10 protein-coding genes are annotated in these 13450 nt (G+C 45.7%); 9 read left to right on the forward strand and 1 reads right to left on the reverse strand.

The annotated features are described in order from the left end of the window. Genes IBX40_01725 through IBX40_01755 form a run of 7 tightly spaced genes read left to right on the forward strand, consistent with a single transcriptional unit; the run spans position 1 to position 8126 of the window. Positions 1–798, forward strand: coding sequence for an MEMO1 family protein (locus IBX40_01725; GenBank protein MBE0523045.1), 798 nt, complete (start codon positions 1–3; stop codon positions 796–798). Between the two features lie 7 nt (positions 799–805). Continuing rightward, positions 806–1708 (forward strand): mevalonate kinase, encoded by a 903-nt coding sequence (gene mvk, locus IBX40_01730; GenBank protein MBE0523046.1) that lies wholly within the window; start codon positions 806–808, stop codon positions 1706–1708. Then, entirely contained in the window at positions 1705–2472 is a 768-nt protein-coding gene (locus IBX40_01735) for an isopentenyl phosphate kinase family protein (protein MBE0523047.1), read from the forward strand. The genes mvk and IBX40_01735 overlap by 4 nt, the downstream gene beginning before the upstream one ends. A gap of 26 nt (positions 2473–2498) precedes the next feature. After that, positions 2499–3593 carry a type 2 isopentenyl-diphosphate Delta-isomerase gene (locus IBX40_01740; GenBank protein ID MBE0523048.1) on the forward strand — a complete coding sequence of 365 codons (1095 nt, stop codon included), beginning with the start codon at positions 2499–2501 and terminating at the stop codon, positions 3591–3593. 42 nt (positions 3594–3635) lie between these two features. Next, positions 3636–4976, forward strand: coding sequence for an RNase J family beta-CASP ribonuclease (locus tag IBX40_01745; protein ID MBE0523049.1), 1341 nt, complete (start codon positions 3636–3638; stop codon positions 4974–4976). A 32-nt stretch (positions 4977–5008) separates the two neighbouring features. Further along, positions 5009–5974 carry a polyprenyl synthetase family protein gene (locus IBX40_01750; protein ID MBE0523050.1) on the forward strand — a complete coding sequence of 322 codons (966 nt, stop codon included), beginning with the start codon at positions 5009–5011 and terminating at the stop codon, positions 5972–5974. 22 nt (positions 5975–5996) lie between these two features. Beyond that, positions 5997–8126, forward strand: a complete 2130-nt coding sequence (locus tag IBX40_01755) for a DHH family phosphoesterase (GenBank protein MBE0523051.1) — start codon at positions 5997–5999, stop codon at positions 8124–8126. A gap of 620 nt (positions 8127–8746) precedes the next feature. Here IBX40_01755 and IBX40_01760 read toward each other — a convergent pair. After that, positions 8747–9151: an HD domain-containing protein gene (locus tag IBX40_01760; protein ID MBE0523052.1), complete on the reverse strand. Its 405-nt coding sequence runs from the start codon at positions 9149–9151 to the stop codon at positions 8747–8749. A 79-nt stretch (positions 9152–9230) separates the two neighbouring features. Between IBX40_01760 and IBX40_01765 the strand changes: the two genes are divergently transcribed. Both IBX40_01765 and IBX40_01770 read left to right on the forward strand, forming a co-directional pair. Beyond that, positions 9231–10490 (forward strand): DNA repair exonuclease, encoded by a 1260-nt coding sequence (locus tag IBX40_01765; GenBank protein ID MBE0523053.1) that lies wholly within the window; start codon positions 9231–9233, stop codon positions 10488–10490. Continuing rightward, positions 10487–13435, forward strand: a complete 2949-nt coding sequence (locus tag IBX40_01770) for an AAA family ATPase (protein MBE0523054.1) — start codon at positions 10487–10489, stop codon at positions 13433–13435. The genes IBX40_01765 and IBX40_01770 overlap by 4 nt, the downstream gene beginning before the upstream one ends. Positions 13436–13450 lie beyond the last annotated feature (15 nt).

Genomic DNA, 13450 nt, shown 5'->3' on the forward strand with positions numbered 1-13450 from the left:
TTGAGACGACCGACGGTGTCTGGCCAGTTCTATCCTGGCGACCTGAAACATCTGAAACGTGAACTTAATAGATGTTTCTCTAATACAACTGATAAGACCCTTGATGTAATAGGAGCCGTGGTTCCCCATGCAGGCTATGTCTATTCATGTGCCACTGCAGCCAGTGTTTATGCTGTCCTTCCTGAAGCTGATACTTATGTATTCCTGGGTCCCAATCATACAGGGATGGGTTCGTTGGTAGCTGCTTCACAAGACACCTGGAGCACGCCATTCGGCGATATTACTTCAGATAAAGATCTGGTAAAAAAATTAGCAGGTGGAATAATTGACCTTGATGAAATGGCGCATAGGTACGAGCATTCAATTGAAGTTCAATTGCCTTTTTTGCAGTACCGATTTTCCCATGAATTCCAGATAGTATCCATTTGCATGGGATTACAGGATCAGAAAACTGCTATTGAAGTGGGTGACCAGTTATTCAAAGCCATAAAAGACAGCAATAAAAAAATAGTGATCATAGCTTCCAGCGACTTCAGCCATTATGTGCCTGATAAGGTAGCCAGGGATACTGATAATTACCTGATCGAAAGTGTTCAAACACTGGATGTGGATGAATTCTACAGGCGAATTGCTGAAAGGAACGCCTCAGCCTGTGGATATGGTCCCATATCGGCCATGTTGACCGCATCAAAAGCACTGGGTGCACAAAAAGGTACTTTGCTTAAATATGCCACCAGTGCTGATGTGTCTGGTGACACCTCAGGTGTAGTGGGTTACGCTGGTATCATAGTCCAATAATGAAAAAATGACGATTACTACCTGTAGTGCGCCCGGTAAAATCTATTTCTTTGGTGAACATGCGGTAGTGTACCAAAAAAAAGCTATTGCTTGTGCAGTGGATCTGCGCACCCAAGTAAGTGTCCAGGAAGCAAATGATTATGTAATCAGTTCCAGTATTGGGACTACAGGTCTGGATACCAACAATCATCCATATGTTACCCGGTGTATCAAGGAGATGGAAGAATACATCCCTGAGGGTGTAAATATCAAAATAAATTCTGACCTTCCCGTAGGCTCTGGTTTAGGTTCATCAGGTGCTGTAACTGTTGCAACAATGTATGCTCTTAATATCCATTTTGAAATGGGTTTCTCTCTGGAAGAGATTGCAACTCTCGGGCATACTATCGAACTTAAGGTACAGGGTGCGGCAAGTCCCACTGATACCTTTGTGTCTACTATGGGTGGTGCCGTTGTGGTACCAGACAAACGAAAACTTTCCCTTCCCGAATGTGCTATAGTAATAGGTAATACAGGCAAGTTCTCATCTACCAAAGACCTGGTAGTAAATGTAAGAAACTTGAAGGAAACATATTCCGAGACCATTAAACCTGTAATAGAAACTATTGGTCGCCTCTCTTCCTACGGTGAAACATTGATCGCCAGTAAAGATTATCAGGCTTTGGGGCGCCTGATGAATATCAACCACGCACTGCTGGATGCATTAGAAGTGGGTTCTGAGGAACTCTCAAAGCTGGTCTGGGCCAGCCGAAAAGCAGGTGCATGGGGTGCCAAAACCACAGGTGCCGGCGGCGGTGGATGTATTGTTGCTATCACTGACCGACCCGATGAAGTAGCAAATGCCATAGAAGTTGAAGGTTATCAGGCGATCATCACCAGAACCACATCCCAGGGAGTGCGGGAAGAATGAACGATCTAACAGTGCTAAAGATAGGCGGCAGCATAATAACTGAAAAATCCAGTCCTGTGCCAAAAGCCTGTAATGATGAGATTACCAGAATTGCTAAGGAGATCGCTTCAGGTCACAATAATCTTGTGATTGTGCACGGTGCCGGGTCTTTTGGTCATCCTCTTGCTTTGAAATACAAATTAACTGAACAATTTCATGCCAGAGGAGTAATTGAAACCCATCGATCAGTCAAAGAGCTTAATACTACAATGGTGGATGCACTGGTATCAGCCGGAGTGCAGGCAGTCCCTGTACACCCATTTAATAGTTTCATGCTGGAAAACGGACGCATTAAAGAAATGTTCATTGATCCAATTCAAGAGATGCTGGATCGTAAGCTGGTTCCGGTGCTGCACGGTGATGTTGTCATGGACAAAACCAAAGGCAGTGCTGTTTTAAGCGGTGACCAGATCGTTCCCTTTATTGCCAGGAAACTGGGTGCTGATAATATCGGCATCGGCAGCAATACTGATGGAGTACTGGATGCTAATGGACAGACCATTCCTGTAATAACTCCGGCCTCGTTCTATGAGATACGTTCCTTAATAGGTGGATCATCTCATACCGATGTCACTGGTGGTATGCTTGGAAAGGTGCAGGAGCTGGTGGATCTGGCAGATATGACCGGAATTGATAGCAGGATATTCAATGCGGCTTCAGCAGGCTGCATCCGGGAATTCATGGGAGGAGCCGCTATCGGTACACTTATACAAAAGGTTAAATGAGTGTTTAATACATAAATGGTAATGAAATGAGTACGTCAAATAGGAAAATCGAACATCTGGAACTTTGTACTAATCGCATGGTTGAGGCGCATAAGGATGAACACAACCTGAGCCGGACCGGATTCGACGATATTACGTTAATACATAAGGCACTACCAGAGATCAATAAAACAGAAATAGATACATCAATTGAATTTCTTGGCCATAAATTGGCATTTCCCTTACTGATAGCTTCCATGACCGGAGGTCATCCAGATACCACTGACCTGAACAAATCCCTGGCTCTTGCCGCTCAGGAAATGGGAATCGGTATTGGGGTTGGCAGCCAGAGAGCAGCCCTTGAAGACCCACATCTAGAAGAATCGTTCAGGGTGGTAAGGGATACCGCACCTGATGCATTCGTTTTCGGGAACATTGGCGTGCAGCAGATCAAGGAATACGGGATGGACGGCGTCAACCAGGCAGCGAAAATGATCGAAGCTGACGCAATGGCCATCCATTTGAACTTCCTTCAGGAGGCCATACAACCAGAGGGTGAAACCGATGCTGTGGAGGGACTTGAGCTTATCAGGCAGGTATGCAGGAGTCTTAATGTCCCGGTGATCGTGAAAGAAACGGGGGCAGGTATAAGCAGTGAAGTTGCACAGAGACTGTGCGACGTTGGAGTATCTGCAATCGATGTTAGTGGATTGGGAGGTACCAGCTGGGCTGGAGTTGAAGTGTACAGGGCACGTCAAAAAGGTGATCTCGTAAGTGAAGGGATGGGAGAGCTGTTCTGGAATTGGGGAATACCCACTGCCGTAAGTATAGTTGAGAGCAATATTTCAGTACCTATTATTGCCACCGGGGGTATACGAACTGGAATAGATATGGCAAAATCCCTGGCAATAGGAGCCTCGGTGTGCAGCACAGCATTACCACTGGTAGGTCCGGCAGTGAATGGATCTGAAGAGATAAAAAGAAAATTGCAGGTTATGCTGGAAGAATTGAAAGTAGCCATGTTCCTGACCGGCTCTGGTAATATTGAAGAGCTCAGACATGTACCGTTGGTGATCACAGGAAAAACCGGCTTGCATTTGAACGAACGTGGGTTTGATACGTCGCATTTTGCATTACGATAAATAAAGAATAAAATTACAATAATCTAGGAGGACATTTTTTACATGAAAGAGATCGGAATAGTAGCAGTCGGCGGTTATAACGAAATGGGCCGCAACATGACAGCAATTCGAGTGGGAGAAGACATCATTATAATGGATATGGGGATTAGGCTTGATAGGGTTCAGATACACGAGGATGTGGAACTGGACCGTAAGAATGCAAGGGATCTTACCAATATGGGAGTTATTCCCGATGATACAGTAATGAAACATGTGGACGGTAAGGTAAAAGGTATAGTGTGCACCCATGGACACCTGGACCATATTGGAGCTATTCCAAAGCTGGCCCATAAATATGATGCGCCTATTATCAGTACCCCATATACATCCGAACTGATCAAGCAGCAGATAAAGAACGAAAAGAAATATAGGGTGAAAAATAAGATACAAGCTCTTTCCACCGGCAAGATTCAGCAGATAACTCCAGATATATCAGTGGAACTCATACGAGTACAGCACAGCATTATTGACGCGGCTTTCGCTGCTATTCATACGCCAGACGGCATTATACTGTATGCAAACGATTTTAAGATAGATCGGACACCTACTATAGGCGAAAAACCTGATTTTGACAGGCTGCGACAGATAGGGAAAGAGGGAGTTATCGCCATGATCACAGAAAGTACAAACTCTGAACGGGTTGGAAAGACCCCATCTGAAAAGATTGCTGCTGATCTGGTGTCTGATGTGCTGTTAGGCACAGAAGAAGCAGAATCCGGAGTAATAATTACTACATTTTCATCCCACATAGCCAGGATCAAATCTATAATTGATGCAGCACAGGATATGGGGAGAATTCCGGTGTTACTGGGCCGGTCCATGGAAAAATATGTGGGTACTGCCCAGAAAATGGGTTTTCTGGATTTTCCTGAAAACCTGGAAATATACGGTCACCGCGCTTCTATCGATAAAGCACTGAAACAAATAAATGATAATGGAAAGGAAAAATATCTGCCCATAGTGACAGGGCATCAGGGCGAGCCGGGATCTATTCTGCCCAGGATCGCAACCAATAACACGGATTATAAAATACAGAAAGGAGATAAGGTTGTCTTCTCTGCAAATGTGATCCCGAATCCTATGACCCGGGCCAACCGCTATTCATTGGAAACAAAACTAATGATGAAGGGCGCACGTATCTATGATAATGTTCATGTTTCAGGTCATGCATATAAGGAAGATCACTGGGAATTACTCAGGCTGGTAAATCCAGATCATGTAATTCCGGCACACGGAAATATCAATATGCATAGTAATTACATGGAAATGGCCGAAGATGCGGGATATGTGTTCGGAGACACTGTCCATATTATGCGAAACGGCGAAGAAATGCTGATCGAATAAAAAACAACAATATAAGAGTGTCAGGATTTCTCATGGATTTAATTGAAGAGATTAAGAAACGAGGTGGACTTGTTGAAGGGTCAATCCAGAACCTGATGCCCATCGGGCACCCGGATGAACTCTACAGGGCCATGCGCTACTTGTTCGATGCTGGTGGAAAACGATTACGACCTGCCACCCTCATGTTATCAGCAGAAGCTGTTGGCGGTAATTTCGCGGATCTGATCCCTGCTGCTACTTCAGTTGAATTGGTGCATAATTTCACATTAATACATGATGATATTATGGACCAGGACGATCTCAGAAGAGGGCTTCCGGCAGTCCATGTGAAATGGGGTCTGTCCGGTGCTATACTGGCTGGAGATACTCTTTATTCCAAATCATTCCATATTCTCAGCCAGACAAATGCCAGTGCTGAACGGATGCTGGAATGCATGACCCTTATGTCAATTGTTTGTACCGAAATATGTGAAGGTCAGTGGATGGATATCAGTTTTGAGAAACGCAGTGATGTCTCAGAAACAGAATATATGGAAATGGTTGAGAAGAAGACCGCAGTATTATATGCTGCATCTGGCAAGATGGGAGCCATCCTTGGAGGCGGTACGAAAGAAGAAGCAGAAGCCCTGTGGGAATTTGGCCGCCTGGCTGGAATCGGTTTCCAGATATTCGATGATGTGCTTGATCTGATCACGCCAGAAGATGTGCTTGGCAAGATAAGGGGCAGCGACCTGATGGAAGGCAAGCGGACACTGATCGCTATTCATGCCAGGGATAATAATGTTGCCCTGGATGTGTTCGGAAAAGGAGATGCCAGCAAAGAAGAGATTGATGAGGCATTGAAGATCCTGGAGGCTTCAGGTTCCATAGCTTATGCCCAGACCACTGCTGAACGATTTGTGACTGAAGGAAAAGCAAAACTGGATATCCTGCCTGACAGCGAAGCAAAGGAAATTCTCCTGGCTCTTGCAGATTACATGATCGAGAGAAAATTCTGATAAAATTTTTGTTAACGAGACTATGACCGAACAATGTACTGAATGTAGCGGAACCGGCATTTTAGCATCCATCCAGCAGGAGTGTCCCGAATGCAAAGGTTCAGGGAAACCGAAAAGCATGGATCTTACCAAAATGACTGAGAAAGATCTGGGAAGTCTGATGCAGGGTGGGGCCAAGTGCCAGAGATGCAGTGGTTCAGGGAAGATCACTATTGAGAAGAAATGCCAGGCTTGCGGCGGCAGGGGCGAGATACTCAATTGTCAGGTCTGTGGAAAACCCCTTGGATCTGAAAGTGATGGCGAACTTTGTGTTTCCTGCGCAAAAAAACCGCTTGTGCATAAACTTAGTCCTGCATGCGATACATCTGATCTGGAGATCGGAAAGATCTATGAGGGTGATGTGGACAGTCTGGCTAATTTCGGTGCGTTTGTGAATCTTAACGCAGGGACCCGCGGGTTGGTGCACCAGAAAAACATCACACGATCACCTGAAGCAGGAGACCAGATATTTGTGGAGGTAAAATCCATTGCTTCAAATGGTAACATCGACCTGGTTCCTGCGAGCTTAACAGAATACCAGATCATACAGGTGGAGAAGGACATACCCCGCATCCAGATATCTGCACTTAATGAACATGTAGGTAAATTAGTGCATATTTCGGGCGAGGTCATCCAGGTAAAACAGACCGGTGGACCCACCATTTTTACCATAGCTGATGAGACAGGCACGGCTCCCTCAGCGGCTTTTGAAAAGGCTGGGCAGCGCGCCTATCCTGAGATAGAATCTGACATGATCGTCAAGGTAATCGGCGAACTGCGTGCCAGGAATAATGAACTGCAGATCGAGATAAGGGAGATACGCCAGCTCTGGGGTGCGGATTCTACTACCATACTGGAAGAGATCGAAAAAGCTATCGATACGCGCTCTGAACCGCATGTGACTGAATTCCTGGTCGAAAGCCAGATAATGGAAGCTCTGCGTCCCAAGATGCGACAGGTTGCTAAGGAGATCCGCAAAGCCATCTATCATTCAAGACCGATTGTGATGCGGCACCATGCCGATGCCGACGGCATTACTTCTGCTATTGCCATTGAGAAAGCCATAATCCCCCTGATCAAGGAAGTGGGCGGTTCTGACGCAGGATATCATTTTTACCGGCGCTCACCCAGTAAGGCGCCCTTCTATGAGATGGTGGATATCACCAAAGACATTTCATTTGCCACCAGCGATAGTGAAAGACACGGCCAGAAGATGCCCTTGATCATATTGATGGATAACGGCAGCACAGAAGAGGATGTACCTGCCATGCTGCAGGCCAAAGTATACGGTATGGATATGGTAGTAGTGGACCACCATCATCCAGACGATGTGGTTGACCAGTACCTGCTGGCCCATGTGAACCCGGCACATGAGGGTGGGGATTTCGGGATCACGACAGGCATGTTGGGGACCGAGATAGCCAGGATGATAAATCCTGATGTCACCGATGAGATACGGCACCTCCCGGCAGTTTCAGCTGTGGGGGATCGCTCAGAAGCGCCCGAGGCTGAGAAATATATATCCCTGGTATCATCCCGATACAACCTGGATGACCTGAAAAATATGGCAATGGCACTGGACTATGAAGCCTTCTGGCTCAGGTTCGATGTGGGGAAGGGGATCATGTATGACATTTTGAACCTCGGCAATCTAAAACGGCACCGGCAACTGGTACCACTCCTGGTCAAGCAGGCTAAAGAGGCAATCGAAAACCAGTTGGAAGCCTCCATGTCAGGGGTCAAGACCCAGAAACTGCCCAATGGGGCACTGCTCAATGTACTGGATGTGGAGAACTTTGCCCACAAGTTCACGTTCCCGCCCCCAGGTAAGACCAGCGGGGAAGTGCATGACAGGTTGTGTAAACAGACTCCTGATAAGCCCATCATCACCCTGGGTTATGGTCCGGATTTTGCGGTGTTGCGCAGTCGGGGTGTGCTGATGAATATTCCCCAGATGGTGAGGGAACTGCGCGAGGAGATCCCGGGCGCGAGTGTGAATGGGGGCGGCCATTTGGTTGTGGGGAGTATCAAGTTCGTGGGTGGGATGCGCAAGGAAGTGCTAGCGAGGCTGGCGGAGAAGATGGGGAAGGTTGAGGTGTCGCGGGTAAGTTAACACACCTTAATCAGGCCTTGGGATAAAATTATTTTTTGGATTCAATATGCTGCGGCTTTTATTGACAGATTTATCGCGAAAACTTACCGATATGCATCGACATTTTTGTTCCAAGACCCCTTAATTACATAGATTTATAGTTGAATACTAAACATATTGAACTAATTCTTTGCGGTGTAAATATCTTTCAAATTAATATCTTCCCACCCGCATTTATTTTACCGCAAAGTACGCAAAGAGCGCAAAGTGGTCATATGATTTGTAATAAATATTAGCTTGTTGACTATAAATGAACAGGCATGAATCGGCTGTAGTGAGTGAACTAAGCGAAGCAGAGAGAACGAACGAAAGACGATTGATGCACTAAACTGAAGGGGACGGGCCGAAGCATGAGGCCGGTTCCCGGGTCTCTAAACACTAATCTTCACTTCCCGACATTACGGGTGAGGCGAGACACATCAGCGGCTCACCTCATCCGGCAACTACTTACTGCAATTCACATGGAGTGGAGTAAGAAGATATGAGTGAATTATGCAGCAAGCCTGAGAGTGGGGATGTCATAGTGTGGGGTTTGTGGTGATCGCTATATTGAAACGAGTTCATAATCAGCCCGCCCCGCATCACACTTTTACATTCCCATTACTAAAAGCATCCAGCATAGAAGTGTAATACCATGCAACCGAGTCCTTTGAGGCATTGAAGATATCCCACACACCATCCCCCAGCCTGTCATAGTCCCTGATGATGTCCCGAATATTGGCTAATTTGTCTGCACAGGAGAGCAGCTTCACATCCCGGCCTGCATTTTTGATAAAGTCAATGGTATGTACCTTGCGCTCGGGCCAGGTCTTACTTTTTCCCCCGTCCGCATTTAACAGTTCTTCCGGCTCAGAAGCCCCATCTACCAGGGTCGCCACCTCATCACCGAACTTATCTCTGATATCTGACAGTGTGTAATCCTCATCTTCTACAACATCATGCAGCAATCCGGTGATGAACACGTGCTCAGGGGCATTATTCTTCATGAGGGTGGAGGCAATGTCCAGAGGAAAAAATCTCTAAAACTCTAAAAAGTATTTATAATCATAAGGCTAATATTATTTTATGTTTAAGTTTCTCCATGCAGCAGATATTCATCTGGACAGCCCTCTGCACAAACTTGATCATTATGAAGGGGCACCGGTCGAAGAGATACGTCAAGCAACACGGAGGGCATTTGAGAACTTAATCAATCTCGCTATCGCTGAAAAGGTTGCATTTGTACTGCTTGCTGGTGACCTATACGATGGCGACTGGAAGGATTACAACACGGGATTATTTTTCTCCTCACAGATGAGCAAACTGCGTGAAACCGGCATTCCCGTTTACATCATCGCGGGTAACCATGATGCTGCCAGCAAGATTACAAAAACACTCAAGCTTCCAGAAGGTGTAAAAATATTTTCAGCTGATACACCTGAAACAGTGCTGGTGGACAAGCTTGATGTGGCAATCCACGGTCAAAGCTTTGCTTCACCTTCGATAAAAAAAGATCTCTCATCAGGATATCCTTACGCTATCGAGGATTGCTTCAATATAGGAATGCTACACACCTGCGTGACAGGAAAGGAAGGACATGAGCCATACGCTCCCTGTACACTCGATGGTTTGCAATCGAGAGGCTATGATTACTGGGCACTGGGTCATGTTCACAAACATGAGGTACTGCTGGAAATACCACTGACCATTTTTCCTAGAAACATTCAGGGACGGCACATTCGCGAGACTGGACCTAAAGGATGTGTGCTCGTTACAGTGGATGAAAGAAGGCGACCCTATGCAAATTTCAAGCCACTTGACGTTATTCGCTGGTTTGAGATAGAAACAGACGTTTCGGCAGCTGAGACTGGATATGACGTGGTTGAGAAAATTGGTGAGCATCTCGAAAGACTTTTGGAAGAAAACCAGGAACTCCCGTTGGTTGTGCGGCTTAAAATTGTAGGAGACTCGAGGGCTCATAATGAACTTGCATCAGATATGGAGCGGTGGACCAATGAATTCCGCTCGTCAGCCGGAGACATGAGTGGTGGAAAGATATGGATTGAAAAGGTAAAGCTCCACACGGAACCACCTATAGAGATGATGGAATCTATGAGCGAACCGATGGCTGAACTTATCCAATACCTTGATGAACTCCGGGCTGATCCGGAGCTCTTACGTACATTGACTGTGGATATTGAAAATCTCAGAAAAAAGCTTCAGGGGGAGCTTATAGAAGGTGATGATGCCGTCAGACTGGATGATGCTGATTGGTTGGCAGCTGTGCTTGAAGATGTGCAACCCATGCTCATCCACCGTCTATTGAAGGAGGAGGGTTCAAAATGAAAATCCTTCAATTGAATCTACTTGCATTTGGGCATTTCACAGACACCCAGATCGACCTCAGTAAAGGTGAGGAAGGGTTCCACATCATATACGGTTCCAACGAGGCAGGCAAGAGTTCTGCTCTCAGGGCGCTTCAGCAGATGCTCTATGGCATTGATACTCGGTCTTCAGATAATTTTCTCCATCATCACAGCAAGATGCGAATCGGTGGAGTACTCAGACACAGCAATGGAAGTGAGCTTGATTTTATCCGCCGTAAAGGGAGGGTGAACACCATTCTGGCAGGAGATACCGAAGAAGTGCTGGAGGAATCCCTGCTTGAGACGTTTTTAGGTGGTGTCGATGCTGATACTTTCACCACCATGTTTGGTATTGACCATTCCAAGCTCGTGAAGGGCGGCGAGAAGATCCTCGAAGGTGGGGGGAACATTGGTCAGGCATTGTTTGCAGCAGGATCTGGAATCACAGACCTCCGAAAGGTCCAGAATGATCTTCGAGACGAGGCGGAAGAACTTTTTACCCCAACTTCAAGAAAGAAGATAATCGATGAATCACTATCAGATTTCAAACAGAAGAAAAAAGAAATTCGTGAAGCACAGCTTCCAGCACAAGAATGGCAGCGGCATGAGCAGGAACTACGCAATGCAGAAAAGCGCATAGGTGAAGTGACAGTTGAGTTTGAAGAGAATTGGGCCGAAAAAAACTATCTCGGTAGGATTGGTGAGGCATTACCTTTAATTGGAAAGCGCAAAGAGCTTCTTGAGGAATATATATCCTACGCGGATGTTGTTCTTCTCCCTGAGGACTTTGGTGAACGTCGGGGTGATTTCGTTACCAAACTGCGTATTGCAGAAAATGAGAGAGATCAAGCCACAAAAGCAATTGAAGAAATTGAGACGTCTATTGAAAGTATTGATATCTCTGAAGCTGTGCTTAAGAATGCTAAGTTGATCGATGAATTATATAAGGAGCTAGGCAGTCATCAAAAGGCGGCAAGGGATCTCATAAAGCTTCAGACGGAAAGGAGCATTATCAGGAGCGAGGCAAAAGAGATTATTTCTGGACTCCGCGATGATCTTACACTGGATGAGGCTGAGAAACTCCGGCTGAAGAAAATAAAGATCGTAGAGATTCGAGAACTTAGCACAAGATATGACTACCTATTGACCAAACTGGAGAACTCACAAGAGAGGGTGCCAAAGCTATCCTCTCAGATTGTCACAATCGAGGCGGAGCTGGAGTCTTTAGGAGCACCACTTGCAGTCGACAACCTCAGAGACGTCGTAGAGCGAGCCAAAAAATACGAACCTCAGGAAGATTATTATCATTCCGAGTCTGAAGAGATCCGTAATGTTCAGAATTCACTTAAAAACACTATTAAAAAACAAATATTATGGCAGGGCACTCTTGAAGAGCTTGAAAAAATTTATCTGCCTTCAATCGAGACGATTGACACCTTCGAGACTCGCTTTGAAGAGCATCAGAGAAAGGAATCTGAATTTCAATTAAAAATTCAAGAGTTGGAAGATGCTCTTTTAGAGAATGAAGGACAGTTCACGGAACTACAACTGGAACAGGATATACCCACCGAAGAGGATCTTGAGAAGGCAAGACAACATCGGCAAGATGAATGGGGGCTAATTCGCTGTGCTTTGGATGGATGCAAGGAAACCGATGAAACGGTGGAAACTTTTGTCAGGTCTTTTCAACCTGAAGATACGCTGACTGGCGCTTACGAACTCAGTGTTAAAAGGGCTGATGAGCTTGCGGATCGACTGAGGCGCGAAGCAGATAGTGTGGCAAGAAAAGCAAAACTCATTGCAGATTCCGAAACAAAGAAGAACAAGTTAGCGTATTGGAAGAATCTATTTGGAGAAGCTAAAAAAGAAGTTGCAGATATCCGAGATGTCTGGAATGGACTTTGGAAAGAAACCGGGATGTCCCCAGGATCACCGAAGGAGATGCGAGCCTGGACGCATGATCAGAGGGTCATTGTAGATAAGTTCTTAGAGCTTCGAGGACGGATAGCCAAGGCGGATAAATTGAACAAGAGCATTCAAATGCATCGCGGTAAGCTGAACCAATGCCTCAACTCCATCTCAGAGCCACCGGCTGAAGATGGAGAGACCTTAACTGATCTGATCAGGAGGAGTCAAAAGATTATTGAGGGGCAGGATGAGCTCAAATATAAAAGAAAACTGGCCATCAGAGATAAGAGTCGACTGGAAGAAGAATTAAATGATTTCAAATCCCAGGTTGAACAGATTGAAGAGGATCTATCTCAATGGCAGAAGCAATGGGAGGATGCAATCCAGCCACTGGGTCTTGAGGGGGATTCGCGCCCTTCACAGGCCGATGCTGTAATGGATGACCTCCAGAAGCTTTTTGAGAAATTAAAAGAGGCTAAAGGTCTCCATGAGCGTATAAAAGGTATTGAAAGTGATGCAGAAGGCTTCACTACAAGGGTCTTCAATCTTGCAGAAAATGTAGCTCAGGATTTAAAAGAACTCCATTTTGAACAGGTTGTTACGGAGCTCAACGCAAGACTGGCCAGTTCAAAAACCGCTAAATCAGAACTTAAAACTTTGAAAAAACAGCAAAATCAGGAATTGAAAAAGTACACAGATGCAGAAAGTAGCATATCCAAGATAAAGCTTGATCTGGACGTTATGTGCAAAGAGGCTGGTTGTTCAAGGTATGAGGAACTCCCTGAGGTCGAGAAACGTTCATCAAAGCGCCGACAGATCGAGGAAAAGTTGGAATATCTGGATGAAAAGTTACTCATGCTAAGTGCTGGTGCTACTGTTGAAGATTTGAGACTTTTTAATTTATTCTGGATCAATGGGTCATGGCAAAAAAGATTAACCGCCGAGTACGCGGAGGACCGCAGAGGGTTGTTATTTTTCTGTCGAGTAGAGCCCATAGCGCACCTCTTGTTGGGGTAATAGCCCCGAGGTTAC

The sequence above is a fragment of the Methanosarcinales archaeon genome (assembly GCA_014859725.1).
Lineage (GTDB): Archaea > Halobacteriota > Methanosarcinia > Methanosarcinales > Methanocomedenaceae > Kmv04.